This is a genomic window from Nocardia fodinahabitans, from assembly GCF_052983615.1.
Map to the genome: position 1 here is coordinate 5,362,662 of NZ_JBRJJC010000001.1, position 21,884 is coordinate 5,384,545.

General features: G+C 68.7%; 23 protein-coding genes and 1 pseudogene. 9 read left to right on the top strand and 15 right to left on the bottom strand.

Annotated elements, in window-relative coordinates; genetic code table 11:
• Window positions 1–5 precede the first annotated feature (5 nt).
• The 3 genes from NV348_RS25175 to cmrA all read right to left on the bottom strand — a co-directional run bounded on the left by NV348_RS25175 (window position 6) and on the right by cmrA (window position 2,731).
• Window positions 6–338, bottom strand: coding sequence for a hypothetical protein (locus NV348_RS25175; RefSeq protein WP_447149055.1), 333 nt, complete (start codon window positions 336–338; stop codon window positions 6–8).
• Window positions 339–471: 133 nt separating this feature from the next.
• Complete coding sequence (locus NV348_RS25180; RefSeq protein WP_447149056.1) at window positions 472–1,773, bottom strand: diaminopimelate decarboxylase family protein; 1,302 nt, start codon at window positions 1,771–1,773, stop codon at window positions 472–474.
• 154 nt (window positions 1,774–1,927) lie between these two features.
• Window positions 1,928–2,731 carry a mycolate reductase gene (gene cmrA, locus NV348_RS25185; protein ID WP_447149057.1) on the bottom strand — a complete coding sequence of 268 codons (804 nt, stop codon included), beginning with the start codon at window positions 2,729–2,731 and terminating at the stop codon, window positions 1,928–1,930.
• Window positions 2,732–3,108: 377 nt separating this feature from the next.
• Here cmrA and NV348_RS25190 point away from each other — a divergent pair, with 377 nt between their 5' ends.
• Complete coding sequence (locus tag NV348_RS25190; protein WP_447149058.1) at window positions 3,109–4,260, top strand: phosphotransferase enzyme family protein; 1,152 nt, start codon at window positions 3,109–3,111, stop codon at window positions 4,258–4,260.
• Window positions 4,261–4,430: 170 nt separating this feature from the next.
• Here NV348_RS25190 and NV348_RS25195 read toward each other — a convergent pair.
• Both NV348_RS25195 and NV348_RS25200 read right to left on the bottom strand, forming a co-directional pair.
• Window positions 4,431–6,462: pseudogene (locus tag NV348_RS25195) on the bottom strand (oxidoreductase).
• Window positions 6,459–7,013, bottom strand: a complete 555-nt coding sequence (locus NV348_RS25200; RefSeq protein WP_447149059.1) for a PadR family transcriptional regulator — start codon at window positions 7,011–7,013, stop codon at window positions 6,459–6,461. Before NV348_RS25200 ends, NV348_RS25195 begins: the two are co-directional and overlap by 4 nt.
• Before the next feature lie 115 nt (window positions 7,014–7,128).
• Here NV348_RS25200 and NV348_RS25205 point away from each other — a divergent pair, with 115 nt between their 5' ends.
• Window positions 7,129–8,463, top strand: coding sequence for an MFS transporter (locus NV348_RS25205; RefSeq protein WP_447149060.1), 1,335 nt, complete (start codon window positions 7,129–7,131; stop codon window positions 8,461–8,463).
• A 125-nt stretch (window positions 8,464–8,588) separates the two neighbouring features.
• Here NV348_RS25205 and NV348_RS25210 read toward each other — a convergent pair whose 3' ends face one another.
• Complete coding sequence (locus tag NV348_RS25210; protein WP_378827751.1) at window positions 8,589–9,236, bottom strand: TetR family transcriptional regulator; 648 nt, start codon at window positions 9,234–9,236, stop codon at window positions 8,589–8,591.
• Window positions 9,237–9,379: 143 nt separating this feature from the next.
• Between NV348_RS25210 and NV348_RS25215 the strand changes: the two genes are divergently transcribed.
• From NV348_RS25215 to NV348_RS25225, 3 genes are read left to right on the top strand one after another with little or no spacing between them, the layout of a single operon-like run.
• Complete coding sequence (locus tag NV348_RS25215; RefSeq protein ID WP_447149061.1) at window positions 9,380–10,471, top strand: ferredoxin reductase; 1,092 nt, start codon at window positions 9,380–9,382, stop codon at window positions 10,469–10,471.
• A 40-nt stretch (window positions 10,472–10,511) separates the two neighbouring features.
• A complete protein-coding gene (locus tag NV348_RS25220; RefSeq protein ID WP_447149062.1) occupies window positions 10,512–11,660 on the top strand; it encodes a fatty acid desaturase family protein in 1,149 nt (382 codons plus the stop codon).
• Window positions 11,661–11,981: a hypothetical protein gene (locus NV348_RS25225; RefSeq protein WP_447149063.1), complete on the top strand. Its 321-nt coding sequence runs from the start codon at window positions 11,661–11,663 to the stop codon at window positions 11,979–11,981. It abuts the gene before it with no gap.
• 3 nt (window positions 11,982–11,984) lie between these two features.
• On the opposite strand, the gene NV348_RS25230 is transcribed toward NV348_RS25225, so the two are convergent.
• Entirely contained in the window at window positions 11,985–12,515 is a 531-nt protein-coding gene (locus NV348_RS25230; protein WP_447149064.1) for a DUF4254 domain-containing protein, read from the bottom strand.
• Window positions 12,516–12,882: 367 nt separating this feature from the next.
• Between NV348_RS25230 and NV348_RS25235 the strand changes: the two genes are divergently transcribed.
• The gene (locus tag NV348_RS25235; RefSeq protein ID WP_447149065.1) at window positions 12,883–13,191 is read left to right on the top strand and encodes a hypothetical protein; all 309 of its coding nucleotides are present in this window, start codon (window positions 12,883–12,885) and stop codon (window positions 13,189–13,191) included.
• Between the two features lies 1 nt (window position 13,192).
• Here the strand turns inward: NV348_RS25235 and NV348_RS25240 are convergent, their stop codons facing one another.
• The 6 genes from NV348_RS25240 to NV348_RS25265 all read right to left on the bottom strand — a co-directional run bounded on the left by NV348_RS25240 (window position 13,193) and on the right by NV348_RS25265 (window position 18,022).
• The gene (locus NV348_RS25240) at window positions 13,193–14,185 is read right to left on the bottom strand and encodes an ABC transporter ATP-binding protein (RefSeq protein WP_447149066.1); all 993 of its coding nucleotides are present in this window, start codon (window positions 14,183–14,185) and stop codon (window positions 13,193–13,195) included.
• A 2-nt stretch (window positions 14,186–14,187) separates the two neighbouring features.
• Window positions 14,188–15,021, bottom strand: coding sequence for an ABC transporter permease (locus tag NV348_RS25245; protein ID WP_447149067.1), 834 nt, complete (start codon window positions 15,019–15,021; stop codon window positions 14,188–14,190).
• Window positions 15,014–15,802: an ABC transporter permease gene (locus tag NV348_RS25250; protein WP_447149068.1), complete on the bottom strand. Its 789-nt coding sequence runs from the start codon at window positions 15,800–15,802 to the stop codon at window positions 15,014–15,016. The genes NV348_RS25245 and NV348_RS25250 overlap by 8 nt, the downstream gene beginning before the upstream one ends.
• Before the next feature lie 149 nt (window positions 15,803–15,951).
• Window positions 15,952–16,545: an ATP-binding protein gene (locus tag NV348_RS25255; protein WP_447149069.1), complete on the bottom strand. Its 594-nt coding sequence runs from the start codon at window positions 16,543–16,545 to the stop codon at window positions 15,952–15,954.
• A 92-nt stretch (window positions 16,546–16,637) separates the two neighbouring features.
• On the bottom strand, window positions 16,638–16,835 hold the full coding sequence (locus tag NV348_RS25260) for a hypothetical protein (protein ID WP_447149070.1): 198 nt from the start codon (window positions 16,833–16,835) through the stop codon (window positions 16,638–16,640).
• 236 nt (window positions 16,836–17,071) lie between these two features.
• Window positions 17,072–18,022, bottom strand: coding sequence for a LysR family transcriptional regulator (locus tag NV348_RS25265; protein ID WP_447149071.1), 951 nt, complete (start codon window positions 18,020–18,022; stop codon window positions 17,072–17,074).
• A gap of 104 nt (window positions 18,023–18,126) precedes the next feature.
• On the opposite strand from NV348_RS25265, the gene NV348_RS25270 reads away from it, so the two are divergent.
• The 3 genes from NV348_RS25270 (at window position 18,127) to NV348_RS25280 (ending at window position 20,826) form a co-directional block, all read left to right on the top strand.
• Window positions 18,127–19,986 carry a glycoside hydrolase family 5 protein gene (locus NV348_RS25270; protein WP_447149072.1) on the top strand — a complete coding sequence of 620 codons (1,860 nt, stop codon included), beginning with the start codon at window positions 18,127–18,129 and terminating at the stop codon, window positions 19,984–19,986.
• Window positions 19,987–20,148: 162 nt separating this feature from the next.
• Window positions 20,149–20,556, top strand: a complete 408-nt coding sequence (locus NV348_RS25275) for a hypothetical protein (RefSeq protein WP_447149073.1) — start codon at window positions 20,149–20,151, stop codon at window positions 20,554–20,556.
• 90 nt (window positions 20,557–20,646) lie between these two features.
• The gene (locus NV348_RS25280) at window positions 20,647–20,826 is read left to right on the top strand and encodes a hypothetical protein (protein ID WP_218720841.1); all 180 of its coding nucleotides are present in this window, start codon (window positions 20,647–20,649) and stop codon (window positions 20,824–20,826) included.
• A 58-nt stretch (window positions 20,827–20,884) separates the two neighbouring features.
• Here the strand turns inward: NV348_RS25280 and NV348_RS25285 are convergent, their stop codons facing one another.
• Together NV348_RS25285 and NV348_RS25290 are read right to left on the bottom strand one after the other, a co-directional pair.
• Window positions 20,885–21,097 carry a hypothetical protein gene (locus NV348_RS25285; RefSeq protein WP_447149074.1) on the bottom strand — a complete coding sequence of 71 codons (213 nt, stop codon included), beginning with the start codon at window positions 21,095–21,097 and terminating at the stop codon, window positions 20,885–20,887.
• A gap of 141 nt (window positions 21,098–21,238) precedes the next feature.
• Window positions 21,239–21,742, bottom strand: coding sequence for a DinB family protein (locus tag NV348_RS25290; RefSeq protein WP_447149075.1), 504 nt, complete (start codon window positions 21,740–21,742; stop codon window positions 21,239–21,241).
• Window positions 21,743–21,884: the final 142 nt, after the last annotated feature.

Below are 21,884 nucleotides of genomic sequence, written 5' to 3' on the forward strand. Positions count from 1 at the left end.
GCGGCTCAGCTGCTGCCGAACCACCCCCACGGGAACCAGTTGTGGTAGCCGCCACCGCGACCACGGTCGCAGTAGTCCCAGTTGCGGTCGTTCCAGTGGTTGCGGCCGTACCAGTCGTTGTCACAGCGGTGGCCGCGGTCGCGGTCGCAGTAGTCCCAGTTGCGGTTGTTCCAGTCGTCGCAGCGCGGACGCTCGGTCAGCACCGTGCCGGGAGTAGTGGCGGGCGCGGCGATGGCGGGTGCCGCCACCGTCAGCGGAAGGGTGAGAGTCGCGCCCACTACCGCGAGACCCAGGAACAGTCGGCGAATGCCTGCCTGATGTGTCGTGTCGGTCTTCATGGCTGCCTCTTCCGGTGCGCCGGTCACCGGACGAGCACACCGTAGGTCGGTTTTGTTCGATTTCCCCGACATGTCCGATCCTAGGCGTGGGAGGGATGTCGCCACCAGCCCTGACGGCGCCCATCGCGAAGTATCAGCCGAGTTCGCGCATCAGCAGGTCGGCGGTCGTCTCGCGGCGCAGCAGCTGCTTGACGCGTCCCTCGGCGACGGCGACGATCGGCGGCCTGCCGACGGTGCTGTAGGTCGAGGCCAGCCCGTGGTGGTAGGCGCCGGTGCACGGCAGCGCGAGCACCTCGCCCGGGCGCAGATCGGCGGGTAGCCGCACCTCGGTGGCGACGAGCTCGCCGGACTCGCTGTGCCTGCCCGCGATCGATGCGGTCATCTGCGCGCCGGTGGGGTGCCGGTTGACCACCAGCGCGCCGCCGTGACCGCGGCCCTGCCCGCCGCAGCCGCCACCGTCGACGATCACGCGATGGCCGCCCTCGGCGGTCTCGGTGACCGACAGCACCCGGTACAGCGTGACGCCCGCCCTGGCGACGATCGCGCGCCCCGGTTCCATGGTGATCGCGGGACGTGGGAAACGGTGCCGGGCGCAGGCGGCGTCCAGCGCGTCGTCGAGGATGTCGGCGAGCTCGCGCAGATTCAGTTCGGCGTCGCCGCTGCGGTAGGCCACCGCGTGTCCGCCACCGATGTCCAGGTGGGTCAGCAGCATGCCGTATTCGTTGTCGATCCAGGCCAGTTCGCCGATCATCCGGCGGATCGCCTCGCCGTAGTGGTCCGGATTGTGGATCTGTGCGCCGAGATGGCAGTGCAGGCCGGTGAGCTGCAGGTTCGGTTGGGACGCGATCCTGGCGACCGCGGTCTCGAACGAATCGCTGCCGAGCGGGAAGCCGAAGTGCGGGCCGCCGGGAACATCGATACCGGTGGCGACGCGCAGCAGAACCTGCTGGGGTGCGGTGGCCAGCGCGGCCAGCAGGGTGATCTCGGTGAGCGAGCCGACCACGATGCGACCGACCCCGCAGCCCACCGCGCTCTTCAGCTCGTCGAAGGTCTTGCCGTTGCCGTGCAGCACGATCCGGCGCGGCTCGATCCCGGCGGCCAGCGCGACCGACAGCTCACCCGCGGACCCGACCTGCACCGACAGGCCCTCCTCGACGACCCAGCGCGCCACCGCGCCGACCATCAGCGCGGTGCCCGCGTAGACGATCTCGGCGTCGGGGAAGTGCTTGCGGTAGGCGCGGCAGCGCTCGCGCACCTCGGCTTCGTCGACCACGTGCACGGGAGTACCGAACTCGTCGGCGATATCGGCCAGCGCCACCGTGCCGAGAGTGATCCGGCCGTCCTGGTCGTAATGGGTGTCGGCCGGCCAGACCGCGGGGTCGAGCCGCGGCACGGTGGTCGCGCGCAACGAGGGGAAGATCTCGAGCAACGTCACGGTGGTCTCCTGGGGACGCCCCCGCGTTCCGATGGCGGGGCCGACTCCAGGACTACGCCGTTCGCGGGCCGCCGAACTCGGTGTTTACGGGTCCTTGACCACGTGGCCGGGCTTCCTGACGGATCGCTGACGCGCGCGACCCGTCAGGCGGCGATCAGCTGCCCAGCTTCTTGTAGAAGGCACCGGCGATCGGGGCGGTCACGGCGCGGGGACCGTAGTTGCCCGCGACGCTCATGCCCTTGCTGATCAGCCCGGGCACGATGCGCATCTTGTTGCGCGACAGCGCGTCGATGGAGACCTTGGCGGTGTACTCGGAGGAGACCCAGAGGAAGTCGGGGACCATCCTGTCCACGATCGAGGCGTCCTCGGGGGCCGGGGTCTCGGTGCGCACCGGACCGGGCGCCAGCAGGGTGACGTTCACGCCGGTGCCCTTGAGTTCGCCGCGCAGCGACTCGGAGAAGGTGTTGGCGAACGCCTTGGACGCGGCGTAGGTGGCGTTGTTCGGGATCGGCATGTTGCCCGCGGCCGAACCGCTGATCAGGATGCCGCCCGCCTTGCGCTCGATCATGCCCGGCAGCACGGCCAGGGTCAGGTCGTGCACGGCGGTCGCGTTGAGCTCCATCTGCGCGCGCTCGTAGGCGAAGTCCAGCTCGGCGACCGGGCCGAAGGTAGCGATGCCCGCGTTGTTGCACAGGATCGCGATATCGCGCACCGCGAGTTCGTCGACGAGACCGGCCCGCTGCGACCGGTCGGCCAGGTCGACCGCGCGCACCTCGGCGGTGATCCCGTGCGCCAGCGTCAGCCGCTGGGCCAGTTCGGTGAGGATCTCACCGCGCCGCGCGACCAGGATCAACGAGTAACCGCGCCCGGCCAGTTCGGCGGCCAGCGCGGTGCCGATTCCGGAGGACGCGCCGGTGACGACGGCACGATTGTCTGCAGTGGGGGAGGGCAAGCTCACACGGGGAGCTTAGGGGATCGGCCTCGGCCGGGCGGTGACCACATCGACCGCGCAGGGGGTGCCGACCATAGGCTGACCCCTGTCATGACTTCGTCTACGTCCTGCATAGGCCTGGTTGCTCCGTCTTCACGGCGGGCCGCGACCGGGATCGTCATGGTCGCCGGTCGGCGGCGATGAGGGTGGGCGGGCTCCATCTGCGAACGCGGCGTGGCCGTGCGCCGGACAGGGGTGCGGGCAGCGGGCTCGTCACTCGCGACGTGGACGGCCTTGCTCGGCGTGGCCGTTGTGCCGGAAATCGGTGCGGATCCGGCGCCCGCAGTCGCGCTCGGCGGGGTGGGTGGTAGGCGGGCCGGACTGGTCGAAAGGTGGTCGCGGTGGTGGCTGAGCATCAGGTGTTCGGCATGGGCGACGACCCGTCCGCGGCGCCGACCTGGCCGTCGCCGACCGAGGACGAGATCGCCATGGCCGTCGCGGCGACGTGGGGCGGACCCGCACCGGCCGACATCGAATGGCGCAGCGCCCGCCCGCTGTCGTCCACGGTGGGCGTGCGGTTGGACGACGGCGCGATGGTCGTCGTGAAGCGTCTGCCGCTGCGACTGCGTGACCTGACGGCGCTCGCCGAGGAACACCGGTTCATGGCGCACCTGCGGGCCAGGGGCATCGCGGTGCCCGAGGTGCGGGCCGCGCTGGGGGCTCGGCCGGTCGACGGCCGCGCGACGGAATCGGCTGCGGATGGTCAGCGGCGCCCCGCCGCGCCCGACGATCTCGGCTTCGTCTACGAAGTCCACCGGGCCGGAGTGGGGGAGGACCGGTATCGCACCGACTTCTCCTGGACCCCCTATCGAGAGCCCGGCGATGCCGCGGCCGCCGGCGCGATGTTGGCCCGAATGCACCTGGCAGCAGTGGGTTTCGACGCTCCGGCCCGACCGGCGCGGCCCCTGGTGGCCAGTTTCCACGGCGCGGACGTCGTGAGCGCCTTCGAGTGGCACGTGGCGCGCCGCCCCGCGGTCGCCCAGTTCCTCGCCGACCGCGACTGGCGCGACGAAATCCTCGACCTGCGAGTCGATCTCACCGAGGTGAGTCCGCTGTGGACGCACGGCGACTGGCACGCGACCAACCTGCTCTGGAGCGGCACCGAGGTGACCTCGGTGTTCGACTTCGGCCTCGCCGATCGCACGACGGCCGTCTTCGATCTGGCCGCTGCCGTCGAACGCGCGGTGGTGGACTGGGTTTCGATCCGTGACGGCGGACCGGCCGATATCCGGGAGGACCAGCTTCGCGCCCTGATCCAGGGGTATCGATCGGTGCGCCCGCTGTCCCGGGCCGAACAGCAGCTGCTCGCCGACCTTCTCCCGCTGGTCCACATCGGCTACGAGCTCTCCGAGATCGACTACTTCCTGTCCGTCGCACAGGAGCCGCGCAACGCCGAAATCGCCTACCAGGATTGGCTGCTCGGCCATCTGTCCTGGTTCCGGACATCGGCCGGACGGGATCTCCTGACCCTCGTCGGCGACCTGGCCGCCGAGTAGCCGACCTCGATGGTCTCCGCGCCGGCGAGGACTGCGCGCCCGCGGGCGTCGCTCTCCGGTTCGGACGGGGCGGCCCACCCGCAGAACACCGCCCCGCACACCGGATGCGAGTTCGGTGTACGGGGCGGTGCGACGATCGTCCGTCGCGTCGGACGACCGGGTTCGGGGAATTACAGGCGCGCCGCCAGGCGGGTGCCCTGGGCGATGGCCCGCTTGGCGTCGAGCTCGGCGGCCAGGTCGGCGCCACCGATCAGGTGCAGGTCGACGCCCGCCGCGCGCAACGGCTCCTCCAGCTCGCGCACCGATTCCTGGCCGGCGCAGACGATCACGTTGTCGACCTCGAGCACCCGCGGCTTCTCGTGCTTCTCACCGAAGCTGATGTGCAGGCCCTGATCGTCGATGCGCTCGTAGTTCACGCCGCCGACCTGTTCGACGCCCTTGGCCTTGAGCGCCGCGCGGTGCACCCAGCCGGAGGTCTTGCCGAGGTCCTTGCCGAACGGGGTCGACTTGCGCTGCAGCAGCACCACGTCGCGGGCGGCGGGGGAGGGCTTGGGCTGCTTGAGCTGGCCGCGGACCTGCTCGTCCTCGGAGTCCACACCCCACTCCTCCTTCCACTCGTCGAGCTTGAGGGTGGGATGGCCTTCGACGGTGAGGAATTCGCTCACGTCGTAGCCGATGCCGCCCGCACCGATCACCGCGACCTTCTTGCCGACCGGCTTCTCCTCCTTCACCAGCTCGGCGTAGGACAGCACCATCGGGTGGTCGATGCCGGGGATGTTGGGGATGCGCGGGCGCACGCCCGTCGCCAGCACCACCGAGTCGTATCCGCCTGCGATCAGTTCGTCGGCGGTGACCCGCTTCTGCAGGTGCAGGGTGACGCCGGTGAGCTCGATCTTGCGGCGGAAGTAGCGGATCGACTCGTCGAACTCCTCCTTGCCGGGGATACGGCGGGCGATGTCGAACTGGCCGCCGATCTTGTCGTCGGCCTCGAACAGGTCGACGTGATGACCGCGCTCGGCGAGGCTGACCGCGGCCGAGAGCCCGGCCGGACCTGCACCGACCACCGCGAACCGCTTCGCGCGCCGGGTCGGCAGCAGCTGCAGCGTGGTCTCGCTGCCCGCGCGCGGGTTGACCAGGCACGACACCTTCTTGTTGCCGAAGGCGTGGTCGAGGCAGGCCTGGTTGCAGGCGATGCAGGTGTTGATCTCGTCGGCGCGGTCGCCCTCGGCCTTGTTGGCCCACTCGGCGTCGGCCAGCAGCGGCCGGGCCAGCGAGATCAGCGCCGCGTCGCCGCGGGTGAGGATCTCCTCGGCGATCTCGGGCATGTTGATCCGGTTCGACGCGCAGACCGGGATGTTCACCCGGCGGGCGACCTTGGCGGTGAACTCCACGAACGCCGCGCGCGGCACCGAGGTGACGATGGTGGGCACCCGCGCCTCGTGCCAGCCGATATCGGTGTTGAGGATGTCGACGCCCGCGGCCTCCAATTCCTGTGCCAGGGCGATGATCTCTTCGAAGGTCTGGCCCTTCTCCACCAGCTCGGCCATCGACAGCCGGAACACGATGATGAAGTCGGGGCCGACGGCGGCGCGGATGCGCTTGGCGATCTCCACCGGCAGCCTGCGCCGGTTCTCGGCGGTACCGCCCCACTTGTCGGTGCGCTTGTTCACCCGCGGCGCGAGGAACTGGTTGATGAAATAGCCCTCACCGCCCATGATCTCGCAGCCGTCGTAGCCGGCGAATTTGGCCAGCTCGGCACAGCGGGCGTAGTCGTCGATGGTGTTCTCGATGCCCTTGGCCGGAGAGCGCGCGCGGCTTGAACGGGTTGATCGCCGACTTCACCGCCGAGGCCGACACACTGGTCGGCAGGTAGGAGTAGCGCCCGGCGTGCAGGATCTGGATGGCGATCTTGCCGCCCTCGGCGTGCACCGCCTTGGTGATCCGGCGATGGCGGTAGGCCTCGGACTTGGTGGTCAGCTTGCCGCCGAACGGCGCGAGCCAGCCGGTCCGGTTGGGCGCGTAACCGCCGGTGATGATCAGGCCGACACCGCCGCGGGCGCGCTCGGCGAAGTAGGCGGCCAGCTTGTTGGTGTCCCAGGCCCGGTCCTCCAGGCCGGTGTGCATGGAGCCCATGACCACCCGGTTGCGCAGGGTGGTGTGGCCGAGGTCGAGTGGCTCGAACAGGTGGGGATAGGCAGTCATGGAAGGTCGTCACCTTTTCGGGGTCGCAGGGCCTGCAGTACTTCGTCGCACCATTCGACGTAGCCGGACTCCGCGCGGATGCCCGCGCGCAGCACCAGATACTGGTGCAGGGCGGCGCCGGAGAGCTGGTCCGGCGCCGGGAAGAATTTCTTTTCGCTGAGGCGGTATTCGTCGAGGCGCTGCGCGTGCTGGGCGCGGTGGCGGGCCACCTCACCCAGCACGGCATCGATGTCGCCGTGCGCGGCGCCGCGGATCTTCACACCGAGCTCGTCGTGGGACGGGCTGTACTCGGTGGGTTCGGCGATCCAGCGGGCGAGTTCGGTCTGGCCCGCTGGGGCGACCGAGTACACCTTCTTGTCGGGCTTCCCCTGCTGAGCGACCGATTCCACGGTCACCCAGCCGGAGTCCTCCATACGCTTGAGCACCCGGTAGATCTGCTGGTGGGTGGCGCTCCAGAAATAGCCGATCGACTTGTCGAATCGGCGGGCGAGCTCGTAACCCGAGCCGGCCCGTTCGCTGAGCGAGACCAGCAGCGCGTGCTCCAGTGCCATGCGACGAGGGTATCCGGAACGCTCGGTACTATGCAACCAGGTTCATATGAAATGACGGCGTGCCGAAACGCCGATGTGCCCTGCCGGGAGCCCCGATCCCCATTACGCTTCGGCCATGACCGAGGTGAACGCGGCCGAGACCGTCGGCGAGGCGGCCGGGCGCGGGCAGGTAGTGGCGTGGGGATTGTGGGACTGGGGGTCCTCGGCGTTCCAGGCCGTCACGCTGACCTTCGTGTTCTCGGTGTATCTCACCGACAAGGTCGGCGACGACCTGCCCGGCGACACTCCGGCCAGTGCCTGGCTGGGCTGGGCGCTGGCGGCGGCGGGCCTGGTCGTCGCGCTGACGGCGCCGGTCTGCGGGCAGTACTTCGACGCGGTCGGCTCACGTAAGCGGGCGCTGGCGACCCTGACGGCCCTGACCGTCGGCGCGATGTCGCTGATGTTCTTCGTCCACGACGACTACCACGATCTCTGGCTCGGGCTGGCGCTGCTGGCCTTCGCCTCGGCCGTGTTCGAACTGGCCGGCGTGCCCTACAACGCCATGATGCGGCAGGTGTCGACCCCGGCCACAGTCGGCCGGGTCTCCGGATTCGGCTGGGCGATGGGCTATTTCGGCGGCATCGTGCTGCTGCTGATCTGCTACGTGGGCTTCCTGGCCGGTGACGGCGACACCCGCGGTGTGCTCGGGATGCCCACCGATCAGGGGCTCAACGTGCGCCTGGCCATCGTGCTGGCGGCGGTCTGGTTCACCGTCTTCGCGCTGCCGGTGCTGTTCGCGGTGCCCGAACTGCCACGCACCACCGCCGACCCCGGCGCCGCGCGGGCCGGTTTCCTCGGTTCCTACCGGGTGCTGTGGCGCGATGTGCGCGAGCTGTGGGCGCGGGACCGGCACACGGTGTGGTTCCTGCTCGCCAGTGCCGTTTTCCGGGACGGGCTGGCCGGGGTGTTCACCTTCGGCGCGGTGCTCGCGGTGCAGGTGTACGGCTTCGCCGACGCCGACGTGCTGCTGTTCGGCATCGCCGCCAATGTCGTGGCGGGCGCGGCGGCGATCACGGCGGGCCGCTTCGACGACAGGCTCGGGCCCAAGTGGGTGATCGTGGCCTCGCTGATCGGGATGCTCGCGTGCGGGCTGGTGCTGCTGGTGGTGTCCGGCTCGCTGATGTTCTGGATCTTCGGGCTCGCGCTCACGGTGTTCGTCGGGCCGGCGCAGGCCTCGGCGCGCTCGTTCCTGGCGCGGCTGGCGCCGCCGGGACGCGAGGGTCAGCTGTTCGGGCTGTACACCACGACCGGGCGGGCGGTGTCGTTCCTCGCGCCCGCGCTGTTCGGTGTCTTCGTCGCGGTGTTCCACAGCGACCGGGCCGGGATCGCGGGGCTGCTCGTCGTCCTGGCCGTCGGCCTGCTGGTCCTGCTGCCGGTGCGCGCGCCCGCGTCCTCGGTGGCTGCGGCCTAGTGGAAGTTCACCGAATCGGTGCGGCCCGCATTGTGTGTACGCCCGTACTCTGAAATTCCGGCTGTGCTGCATGTGGGGCGTGTTACACCATGGACCGCATGCGGCCACAGCACCGGAAACATCCCTCAGTCAGCGGTTTTGGGAACCCAGCCGCCGATGCCGAGCGCGATCAGGCGCATCTGCATGACGGTGCGCTCGACCACCGCCGACTCCTCGCGCGGTGTCGCCGCGACGTAGGCGGCGATTCCATCGGTGACCGTGGTGACCAGTAGGTCCGCCGCGATCTCGAGCTCGGTGGTGCTCCAGGTGTCCAGTGCGCGCAGCCGGGACAGATCGGCCACGATCTCGCGCACGATCAGCTGCATCTCCATCGCGATGGCCTGGCGCAGCGGGGCCGGGCCGCCGTGGCGTTCGCGGATGAGGAAGCCGAACAGCGCTCGCTTGGCCCGTACCTGCTCGAAGACGAACCGCACGGTATCGGCCAGGTGCGCGTCCGGCTTGCGCCTGACCTCGCGCAATGCCAGCCGCAGCGCCGTCACGCCCTCGTCGACCAGCGTGGCGCCGAGATCGTCGAGCGAGGCGAAATGGCGATAGAACGCGGTCGGCACGATGCCGGCCGAGCGGGCGATCTCCCGCAGGCTCAACGCCGCGAATCCGCGGTCCGCGGCCAGCGTCAGGGTGCCTTCGAGCAGGGCCGCACGGGTGTGCGCCTTGCGCTCGTTGCGGGTTCCTGCCTGCTCAGTCACATCGGTGAGCATACATCCGTTCACCATAGTCGCTTCCCTGGATATGTTGCCCGCCTCACATTTTTGCCGGTTGACAGCGGGCTGGGTCCATCCGGCACACTAGTGAGTGTACAGGCGTGCACTGAAATGTGAATCGCATGCCGAAGGACTTCCACAGAGGGGCAAGACGCATGGTGGGACTGATCGACCTGGTGCAGACGTTGACGACGCCGCATCCGCTGGACCGGTACCTGGAGCTCGTCTCTCCCGCGCTCACCGCACGGGAACTGCGCGCCGAGGTCACTCACGTCTCGCGTGCGGTGCCCGGCTCGGTGACGCTCACCCTGCGCGCCTCCCGGCAGTGGCGCGGCCACAGCGCGGGCCAGTACGTGCAGATCGGCGTCTCCATCAACGGCGTGCGGCACACCCGCTGCTACTCGCCGATCGATCCGGAGAGCCGCGGCGACCGCTTCCTCCAGCTGACGGTGAAGGCGCACCCGGGCGGGCTGGTCTCGAACTACCTGCACGACCACGCCAAGCCCGGCATGGTCGTCGACCTGGCGCCCGCCGCCGGTGTCTTCGCCCTCCCCGAGCGGCGCCCGGACCGGGTGCTGCTGGTCAGCGGCGGCAGCGGCATCACCCCGGTGCTGTCGATGTTGCGTACCCTGGACGCGGAGGGCTTCACCGGTGAAGTCACCTTCCTGCACTACGCGCGTCAGCCCGAGATGGTGCCGCACCGGGCCGAGCTGACCGCGATCGCCAACCGCCGCCCCAACTTCCGGGTCGAGTACCGCTACCCGGTCGAGCCCGGCACCGTCATCGACGGGGAAACCTCCACCGGCAGTGGGTTCTTCGACTACGACGAGCTCGAGCGCGTCGCGCCGTGGTTCGCCGACGCGCAGACCTTCGTCTGTGGTCCGCCGCCGCTGATGCGGGCCGTGCAGACGATCTTCGAGGCCGAGGGTCTCGCCGATCGGGTGCACAGCGAGGAGTTCACCCTCACCACCGTCCCGGCCGACCCGGCCGAGGCCACCGGCACCATCACCTTCTCCGGCAGCGACGTCGCTGCCGACAACACCGGAGCATCGCTGCTCGAACAGGCCGAATCGGCCGGCCTGACCCCGGAATACGGCTGCCGCATGGGGATCTGCTTCTCCTGCACCGCCACCAAGGTCTCCGGCTGCACCCGCAACCTGCGCACCGGCGAGCTCGACGCCGATCCCGACAAGCAGATCCAGATCTGCGTGAACACGGCCGTCGGCGACGTCGACCTCGCCCTCTGATCACCGAGTACCGAGAAACCAACCAAGGGGAGATACCGACATGACGATCCTCACCGAAGGCAAAGACGGCCCGGTCATCCTGACCCCGGAGCAGGTCGAGGAGCTCGGCCAGGCGCTCGACGACCTGCGTGCCCGCGTCGAAGCCGATCTCGGCGAACGCGACCGCGACTACATCTACAAGATCATCAAGACCCAGCGTGGCCTCGAGATCGCCGGCCGCGGCCTGATGTACCTGGGCTTCCTGCCGCCGTTCTGGCTGGCGGGCGTGGCGGCGCTCGGTGTGTCGAAGATCCTGGACAACATGGAGATCGGCCACAACGTCATGCACGGCCAGTACGACTGGATGCGTGAGCGCGGCATCAACTCCCGCGAATTCGACTGGGACACGGTCTGCCCGGCCGACCAGTGGAAGCACTCGCACAACTACATGCACCACACCTACACCAACATCCACGACATGGACCGTGACATCGGCTACGGCGTCCTGCGCATGGACGAGGGCCAGAAGTGGCACCCGTACTACCTGGGCAACCCGGTCTACGCCTTCCTGCTGATGACGTTCTTCGAGTGGGGCGTGATGCTCCACGACCTCGAGTTCGACAACATCGTCAAGGGCAAGCGCAGCTGGGCCGAGGTCAAGCCGCTGCTGAAGGGGCAGACCAAGAAGGCGAGCAAGCAGGTCCTCAAGGACTACGTGGCCTTCCCGCTGCTCACCGGCCCGCTGTTCTTCCACACCCTGGCAGGCAACGCCGCGGCCAACCTGGTGCGCAACCTGTGGACGTATTCGATCATCTTCTGCGGTCACTTCCCCTCGGGTGTGCAGACGTTCACCAAGGAGGAGACCGAGGTCGAGACCCGCGGTGAGTGGTACGTCCGGCAGATGCTCGGCTCGGCCAACATCAAGGGCTCCAAGCTGTTCCACATCCTGTCCGGCAACCTGTCGCACCAGATCGAGCACCACCTGTTCCCCGACATCCCGGCCAACCGGTACCCGGAGATGGCGCCCGAGGTGAAGGCGCTGGCCGAGAAGTACGGCCTGCCGTACAACACCGGCCGTTTCGCCAAGCAGATCGGGTCGGTCTGGGCCAAGATCTTCCTGCTCTCGGTGCCGGATCGCTTCGTCAAGAGGGCCCCCAATCCCAGTGTTATCGTTATGCGTAATCGGAAGGCAACCGAAGTGGGCGTGTAAATGGTCGGCAAATTCGAAAGCAACAAAGATCTTGTCCAGGAATTGACGTCCTCCGGTGCCAGGCATGTCGGCAATATCGCCACGCTGATCACCGGGGCGGTCGCCGAGGTCGCCCGTGAGATCGGTGAGTTCATCACCGACGCGATCGAGATGAACGAGGCCGCCGCGGCGGCCCGCCGCGATGCCGAGCAGCAGCTCGACGCCGAGCGGGCCTACCCCGAGTTCGTCGAGGCCGAGGCCGAGGACGGCGGTTCCGCCGAACCCGTCGAGGCCGAGGTGGAAGCCGAGGTCACCGAGCCGGTTCCCGGCGACAAGGCCTGATCGTCACCACACCGGCAACCGCCTGCGGTGCTCGGTGACATCGGTGATCAGATCCCGGTAGCCGTCGGTCAACTCGGCCAGCCGGCACCAGTGCAGATGGGTGCGAGCCTCCCACTGCCGCGGGGTCGTCTGCTCGATCGGGTCGCCGCCCAGCGCTCGCTGGGCGGCGACCCATTTCGCTGCCATCCGGTCGATCACCGCGCCGAGGGTCTCGGTGTGCAGCGAGGCTCCCGCCCGGTGCGCCACATTGGCGGCGACCCAGTCGTCGATGCGGGCGATGAGCGTGGCGCGGTCGCCGTCGATCTGGTCGATCACTGTGCCGCACGCCGCGATCCGGCCGCTGCCCGCCTCCGGCGCGCGGGCCGCCTCGATCGCCTGCAGCCTGCGGTCGTGGCAGCGGGCCAGCCGATTCGCGGCGTCGAGGACCCGGTGCCGCGTCGGGTCGGGGTCGGTGGGCTCCAGGAAGGCCCGCAACAGCGCCGAGGGCGGCGGGAATTGCGTGGCATCCACACGATGGCCGGGATCGAACGGCATGATGCACGCCCCTGAATACGCTGAATTCATGCTTGGATACGCCAGAGCCGGGGAGGATTCGGGGGAGGTGCACTCCCCGGCACCGGCGTAGCCCCGCCCGGGCGTCGACGAATATCCGCGACGCTGCGGCGAGGAAGACGACCCGGGGAACAATCGGGACACCTCCAGGAAAGCGCGATTCGGCGCGACCGCGCAATAGTATGGTGTACAAATCGCGGGGTCTGCGGAAATTGTTATGCACCGTTACGACCGGGTCACCACGAGACGTCCGCCGTGTTACCCAACCGCACATTTCCGGCAATCGGATCGGCGGTACCCACCGCGGATGTCACCGCATGCACTAACCTCGATAAATGTGCCGGCCTATGTGTCCTCACCCGAACTGACCTTCGGGTTCCTGTTCGCGCTGGAAGACCCGCAGCGAATCGCCGACGTCGTGCGCGACCTGATGGAGCGCCGCGCCGTCTCGGTGTTCCGGCTCGCGCGCCTGTCCGACGACGACGGACCACCCGAACGCTACGTGGTGAACTGGGCTGCGATCCCGCAGATCTCGATCACCACCAGCTCGCCGGAGCCCGACGACCTGCTGGCGCAACGGACCATGCTGGTCAACGCCTTCCTCGGCGAGAACGGTGAGGTCAGCCTGTACTCCGGCACGCCGAACGCGCCGAGCTGACTCAGCGCGCCGACTCGTAGATCCGGCGCACCACGTCCTCGATGCCCGGCTCCTCGATCGACAGATCGCGCACCTTCGCCCGGTCCGACACCGCGGCCAGTAAAGCCGCCGCCGTGGTGTGCTCGGCGTCGAAGGCCAGTCGCTGGCGCATGCCGCCCGCCTCGCTGGACAGCAGCTGGGCGCCGCACGGCAGATCGTCGAGATCCTTTGTGGGCGCGGCCAGATCGACCACCAGCACCCGGCGCGCGCCGACGGTGGCGCCGAGGCCGGTCAGTGAACCGTCGTACACCAGCCTGCCGTGATCGACGACGAGGACGCGATCGCAGAGCCGCTCGATATCGCCCATGTCATGGGTGGTGAGCAGCAGCGTGGTGCCGCGTTCGATCCGTTCGGCCCGCAGGAACTCGCGTAGTCGCTGCTTGGACAGCACGTCGAGGCCGATCGTCGGCTCGTCCAGGATTACCAGTTCCGGTGAATGCAGCAGCGCGGCAGCCACTTCCGCGCGCATGCGCTGGCCGAGCGAGAGCTGGCGCACCGGGGTGTCGAGGGTATCGGCCATCTCGAGCTGCTCGACCAGTTCGTGGGTGCGCTTGTCGGCGATATCGGGATCGAGGCGATGGATCGCCGCCAGGATCGAGAACGACTCGTGCAGCGGCAGGTCCCACCACAGCTGCGAGCGCTGCCCGAACACGACGCCGATCCGCGCGGCCAGTTCCCTGCGCTGGCGCACCGGTTCCAGCCCGCAAGTGCGTACGCTGCCGGTGGTCGGCACCAGGATGCCGGTGAGCATCTTGATCGTCGTCGACTTGCCCGCGCCGTTGGCGCCGATATAGCCGACCGCGGTTCCGCGTTCGATCCGGAAGCTCATCCGGTCGACCGCGGTGATGGTGTCCCGGTGTCTGCGCCAGCGGCTGCCGTTCTTGCGGTAGACCGTGAACTGCCGGGTGAGGTCGTCGATGTCGATGATCGGCTCCGCGGAGCTGTGCTCGTCCATCGCTATCCCCCTCCTCCCTGATAGTGCCTCGTTCCTATCCGCCACGCTGCGAAGGCCAGTAACCACACCCATGCCGCCGCGACCGGTGTCAACCAGGCCGACCACGCGGGCAACAGCGGCGGCCCGGGGAGACCGAGCAGCGCTATCGTCGGCACGTAGGCGGTGAACGCGACGGGAATCGCGAACCCGAACAACAGCTTCAGCGGCGCGGGGAACACCGAAGCGGGCTGCATCGCGGCGAAGGATCCGCCGTAGGTGAAGCTGTTGGTGAGCTCGGCACCGTCGATCAGGAAGAACTGTAGTCCTGCTGCGCATACGAAAAGGCCACAGAACAGGGCAATTCCACTGATCAGGGTGATCACGATCAAGGTAACCGGGGCGATGCCCCAGTCGATTTCGTTGCGCCACAGTCCCACCCCGAGCACGATCACCGCGACGGCGGCGCGCGCGAGCCTGCGCAGCGAGATATCGCTGGTGATCAATTGCAGCAGGAGTGGTTGCGGGCGCAGGTGATAGGCGTCGAGGGTGCCCATCCTGATCATCGCCGGCAGCGAGTCCAGATGCCCGACCAGCACCTGCGCCAGCGCGAACGAGGTATTGGACAGCCCGAACAGCAACAGCGCCGCGTCGGTGTCGAGCCCGCCGAGCGTGCCGACATTGTGGAAGATGACCCACACCTCGGCGAACTCGACCAGGCCGATCAGGAAGGCGCTGAACACCTCGGTGGCGAACGAGAGCCGGTACACCTGCTGTGCTTTCACACGCGAACGCAATACTGCGAGATAGGGGGTGAACCAGGTCCCGGCCACGATGCGCGCGGAATCGGGTTCAACCACCCTGTACCTCCAACCTGCGTTGTCCCGCCCGCAGCAACACCCTGCCGAGCAGTCCGATCACCAGAACCCAGAAGCCTTGCGCCGCAACGGTGAGCAAGGCGTCCATACCGGCGACCCGCCCGGACAGCGTATCGATCGGTGACTGGAGGATGGAGGGAAACGGGGTAGCCAGCGCTATCGTCCGCAACCAGTCGGGAAACATGTGGACCGGGACGAAGAGCCCGGCGAGGAAGGTTCCGACGATCTGGTACAGCACCCTGATCCCGCGGATCTCCACCACCCAGAACCCGATCAGCGCGACCGCGAACAGGCACAGGAACGACAGCGCCACCGCCAGCAGCACGCTGATCAGGCCGAGCAGGTAGGCCACCGGCGTCGTCGGCATCGACAGCCCGAAGGTCGCGGCGCCGATGATGATGCTCGGCACGCCGCGCGGCAGGAAAGTGCAGGCGGCCCGGCCCATGTCGGTGGCCAGATAGCTCAGCTGGACGTCGACCGGGCGCAGGAAATCGATCGCGACGTCACCGGACTTGATCCGATCGACCAGGTCGATCGGTGGCCCCATGAACTGGGTCGCGCCGAGCAGCGCCTGCGACAGCCACACATAGGCGCCGATGGTGCCCTCGTCGTAGCCGCCGAAATCGCCCGCCGCGCGCACCGCGGCCACCATCACCGCGGCCCGGACGAAACCGAACACACAGTTGGTGAACAGCCCGGCGAACATCGCCAGTTTGTACTGGGCCTGTCGTTTGAACCCCGCCCGCGCCAGCTTCCAGTACACGCCGAACGCGCTCGGCCTGCGGCGTCGGAATGCGCAGTGGCCCACCGCGAGGGCAACTCGGTCGTCCCCCTCCGCATCGCCCCGCACAATCAGTCAACTCTAGGCGGCCCCACCGTGATCCGGACGAAAACGCACCCGATCGTGACTGCTCAGCGCAGTGGTACCCCGACGTCGCCGCCGCCTTCGGGGGTGATCCGCGCGTGCACCTTCACCAGCGCGGGCGCCGGGACGAAGCCGCCGGCGAACAGCGCCTCGCCCTGGCGGAACCAGGGGGAGCGGCCGAGCAGTGCCGAGGGCGCGTAGCCGAAGTAGGTGCCGAGCTCGGCGAGGTCGACCGGGGAGGTCATCTTCATCAGCGCGAGGTTGTCGCACTGGGAGATGATGCCCGGGTGCACCTTCGACGGCCGCTGCGTCGACAGCAGCAGCCACAGACCGAATTTGCGTCCCTCGGCGGCGATCTGGATCAGCCGTTCGCGCACCGCGACCGCGATCGGTGAATCCAGCCGGGGCGAGGCCAGATTGTGCGCCTCGTCGATGACGAGCAGGACCGGGCGCCGCTCGTCGCGGCGGGCCCACAGATCGTCGAGCAGGGCCAGCGCGACCACGAGTTGCTGTGCGGCGGTGGAGAATCCGCCGAGATCCAGGACGGTGGCGTCGGGCCGCTCGTCGACGATCTCGGTGACCGAGCGATCCTCGCGCGCCCACACCTCCCAGTCCATCAGCCCGAGGTTCTCGATCCGCATGGCCAGGCGGCGCTGGGCCGCCGATCCCGAGCCGTGCAGTTTGGGCAGCGAGCTGTCGAGTTCGGTGGCGGCCAGGTCGTCGGCGAGGTGGATCAGCTCGTTGAACTCCTTCGGCCACGCAGGCGAACCGGGGTCGTCTCCGACCGCTCCTCGACGAGGACGAGCTGACGGCGGTCGGCCGCGACGATCACGGCCAGCGAACCGGCGACCAGCGCGCTGTCGGTGGCGTCGGCGACGACGAACGAGCGGCCGTCGTCGGACCGCGCACTGGGCTGGCTATTGTTCGGCACCCGGTCATCTTCTCACCCCACCCGATCGGGCGGACCGCACAGCTATGTGTCAGCTACCACTGAAGCCTCAGTGCTCGGGAAACCCGGTAGCGAACAGGATCGCAATGATCACGGAGCTGACCACGGAAATGGCGAGAATGATCCACATGAGGGGGAAGGCTACCCGCACCCGGGCGTGTCGACGGCATCGCACCACCGTGCTAGGGCATCGCCGCAGGTCACGACGGTTCCGGTGGTCAGAGCTGGGCCGGCACCGAACAGTCCGCGAAGTCGGGTTCCTGGAGATCGCGGACGAGGTCGGGATGGGCGTCGCGCACCGACCGGGCGATCTCGACGAACGAACGGACCAGGGGCGTCTCCTGGTCGGCGCGCCAGCCGACCGCGACCTCGTTCGGCGTGGTGTCGGCCACCGGGACCAACCGGACCCGGGGAAACGGAATCCACCGGGCGCACGCGGCGGTCAGCACGATTCCGACTCCGGTCGCGACCTTGTTCAGTTCCTCGAGCAGCGAGGTGGACCGGTCGACCACGGGCGCGGGCCGACCGCCCCGATACTCGGACAGCTCCCAGTAGGCATTCCAGACCGGGTCCGGGGTGGCGGCCCCGAGCAGCGGTTCGTCGAGCAGTTCGTGCGCCGAGACCTCGGTGCGGTCCGCCAGCCGATGGCTCGACGGCAGCATCACCATCAGCGGCTCGGTGAACAGCGGCTCGAAGCGCACGCCGTCGTCCACGAACGGCCGACGGGCGAAGGCGACGTCGACCGAGCCGTCGGTGAGTCCGACGGCCGGGTCCTCGTAGCTGAAATGCCGCAGCTCCACCGACACGTCGGGATGTCGTTCCCGGAACGCCGACAGGATCGGCTCTGTCAGGGTGAGCGCGCCGCCTTCCAGCAGCCCGAGCACCAGGCGATCCCGTTCGCCCCGGTGTACCGACCTGGCCCGCTCGATCGCGGTGCCGAGGCCGGTCAGCATCGCCCTGGCGTCGCGCAGGAACACCGCGCCCGCGGTGGTGAGTTCGACGGTGCGGGTGGTGCGGGCGAACAACGCCACCTCCAGCGTCCGCTCCAGTTGTTTGATCTGAGTGCTCAAGCCCTGCTGGGACACGTGCAACCGCTGCGCGGCGCGGGTGAAGTTCAGCTCCTCGGCCACCGCGACGAAGTACCGCAACTGCCTGGTGTGCACCTCCATGGCGCGCAGCCTAGTACCGGAGCGGTGATTGACAACCGAATCCGGTCAATCGGTGAAGTTCGACTGTTTCACAGGGTTTTTCCGGTGCGTTAGCGTTCGTCGGCATGCAGCTCAGGATCTTCGCCGTCGTCGCCTGCCTGTTCGGCGCGCTCCTCACCCCACTGCTGCGCGAGGGCGCGCCCGCGGTGGCCGCTCCGGGCGGAATCCACGGCCCGCTCAGCACCAGCGGGCGATACATCGTGGACGCGAGTGGGAACCGGGTCAAGCTGAAATCCGGGAACTGGCACGGGTCCAGCGGCACCTGGAACGGCAGTGGCGACGACGAATCCGACGCCGACAACTTCGCGCAGGAAACCGGGCACCGGGCGCCGCTGGGCTTGGACCGGGTCCGGATGGACACCCTGATCGGTGACTTCCAGGCATTGGGGCTCAACAGCATTCGGCTGCCGTTCTCCAACGAGATGATCACCGACGCCCGTCCGGTGCAGGGGCTGACCGCCAATCCGCAGCTCAACGGGCTGCGTCCGCTCGAGGTGTTCGATCGCGCGGTCACCGCGCTCACCGACGCCGGGCTCGCCGTCATCCTCAACAATCACACCACCTCCACCCGCTGGTGTTGCGCCGTCGACGGGAACGAGCGCTGGAATTCCGGACAGTCGTGGAACGAGTGGATCGACGACTGGAAGTTCATGGCGGCCCGCTACCGGGGCAACGCCGGCGTCGTCGGCGCCGACCTGCGCAACGAGGTGCGCCGCGACACCTGGGACGACCCGAACTGGGGCCTCGGCGACAACCACGACTGGTACGACGCCGCGCAGGAGGCGGGCGATGCCATTGTCACGGAAGCGAATCCGGACCTGTTGGTGATGATCGAGGGTCTCAACTGGATCGGCATCCCCACCGATCTGACCCCGCACGAACGACCCATGCTCGAGCCGTTGAACCGGCTGTCGGTGACGCTGAAACGGTCGCACAAGGTCGTCTACGCGGCCCATTTCTACGGCTATATCGGGCGTCATCACACCGGTGCGACCGGCCTGGGGGAGACCACCGACCCCCGATTCCGCGACCTGTCGCGCGCCGAGCTGTTCCAGGCCATGAACGAACTGGCCGGGTATGTGGCCGCCACGCCGGACCGGCATTTCACCGCGCCGGTGTGGATCAGCGAATTCGGTATCGGAAAGGACGCCGAGCCGCTGGATCGCGCCTGGTTCGCCGCCATGGTCGATTTCCTCGTCGAGCAGGATCTGGATTTCGCCTACTGGCCGATCGTCGGATTCCAGCAGAATGACGCGGGCAATCAGTGGGGTCTGCTGCGCTACGACACCGGCGGCGGCCTGCGCAGCGTCACCGACGCCGACGACTGGCGCGCCGCGCACGTGCAGCGCCTGCTCGCCGCGGACGGCAAGACCGGGCAGGTCGCGCCCGTGCGGACCTGGTCCATGCTCAACGGGATCCACGAAGACGACAACCGCTCGGTGCGGGCCGCCGCCGACTGGGACAGCGGTGCGCACAAACTCGTCTGCCCCGACGACCAGCGGTTGATCGGCATCAGCTCCCGCGGCCAGGGCGGGCTGTGCACCGACGCCACCGAGGGCGAGCTCTGGCAGCCGGGCACCACGGCCGTGAAGGTCGACTCGGAGCAGGTCAGCACCGACTGGGCCGGTGGCTTCACCAAATACCAGTGCCGGGACGGGCAGTTCATGATCGGTTACAGCCTGCGCGGCGACAAGATGTCGGCCATCCTCTGCGCCCCCGCGCGCCTGCCCCTGGCCGGCGCGGGTCGCACCCTCTGGGACGACCGCCACGACACCCGCCCCGCTTCCGGCGAAGGCGGCGACTACGCGCATGGGTACTACAAGGCGCAGTGCGCGGCGACCGAGTACGCGGCGGGCATCGCCTTCTCCTGGGCCAATGCCCGCGGCGCCCATCCCGACGCGCTGTACTGCCGCGCCCTGCGCTGAGCACGCTGGTTCGTTCGCGTCAACACCTTGATCGCTACATAGTTGCTGCTGTCCGACTCGGCAACTGTTCGATGTCATTTTCGCAGTGCGGCCGAGTAGCGGTATACCGTGCAGTGTCCGGTTCGTATGCGGGTGTTGGCAGAGGAGCGGAAGGGGCTGGCTGTGGCGTTGGTCGGGAGAACATGGGGTTCGCTGGGAGGAAGCCACCGCGCGGTCCGGGTGCGGATACGGCGGCCGTTGCGGGTGATCGAACTGGTCACCGGCGCGATGCTGCTGACCATCGCGGCAGGGGGAATGGCCGGGCCGGTGGCCGCCGCGATGCTGATCTATCGCAGCGGCGCGGGTCGTGACGGGACCGCGGTGACGGTGTCGCTCGTCTTGGCGATCGGCGCGGTGGCGCTGGTGCTGGTCAGCGCTGCAGCGCTGTTCGCGATGGCGTGGCGCCGCATCCACCTGCGCAGGCCCGCGCCCGGGCCCTCGTCTGTCGTGGCCGATGTGTGGTTCCCGACCCCTGCGGGCAAGCGGCTGCGGCTGCCCGCGCCCGGCGTCGCTGTCGGTGGCGCGCGGTGAGCGTGACCATCGAGCCCGGCGGCGCGACTGCCGGCCGTTCGCCCTGTTGAGGGCATTGGCACCGCCGCGTCGTCGGCGGACACTGGAGGAATGGTTGACAGGGAGCAGCGCACGCCCTTCTACGGGGTGGTGATGATTCTCGCGGCGCTCGGTGCGTCGATGGCGGTCAGTTACTACGGTCCGACGTGGATCCGCGTCACGGTCTACGTCCTCACGGCGATCATCGTCGTGGTCGGCGGCGTCATGACGTTCCGGGACTACTCGCACTGAGGCCGCGCACGGTCAGGTCGCCCCGGGTGGTCGGGGGCGGCGCACCGGCGTGTGGACCTCAGTGCTCGCAGTCGTTGTGCGCGGGCGGGCTGTAGGTGACGGCGCCGCAGGCCAGGCAGGTGTGGACGCGGTGGTGTCCACCGATCCGCCGGCAGGGCATCGCGACGACCAGCGCGCGCCCCGCGCCGAGCCGGTGCCCGTTCGGGCAGAAGTGTGGCGACGGTTCGGTCCATACACCGGCGCGCAGATAGGGCCGGAGGGATTCGCACATACGTTCGATTATCCACATCCGCGGCGTCCCCGTCTTCGTGGACGCCATCGGAGTGACGGATTGCCTGATCGACGCGGCGCGTCCCGCCGGGTCGGGCATCGCGAGCAGTGACACGTGAGGTCGTCTGCCGCAGGTCCGCGTTCACGCGTCCGACTGTCGCGATGCCGACTCGTCGATCTGCTCGCGCAGGATATCGCCGTGCCCCGCGTGCCGGGCGAACTCCTGGATCATCGCGAGCAGTGTCCATCGCATGCTGACCTCGCCTTCGCGCGGATTGACCTTGGTGTCGTCGAGGGCGAAGCGGGACGCGATCTCCCGCGACCGCTGACTCGCCCGCTCGAACTCGGCGATGACCCCGGTCAGCGACTCGTCGTCGGCGACGGCGAAGGTGCCCTCGTCGCGACGTGAATAGCCGTCGCAGTCGGCTTCGTCCAGCCCCGCCCAGAACCGCTGGAACCAGATCCGCTCCGCCGCGGCGGCATGCTTGATCAGCGAGATGGGTGTCGTCAGCGATGCGACGAGCCGCCGGCGGGCCTCGGCCTCGGACAGGCCACGCACGGTCGCGATGAGTGCCGCGCGATTGTGGTCGAGCAGGTCCTCGATGATGGCTCGCTCGGGGCCGGTGGTGATTCCGTTGGTGCTCATGGGTTTTCGCTCCATTCGGTGGGGATGTTCGGATTCGGGTCGGTCGATGGAGCGCACGCGACGGCGCGCCGATCGACCTCGGGAAGGGCTGAGAAGCCGGGTGGCGGGGGCGCTCGTGCGCAACGTGGCGATATCGGCACCG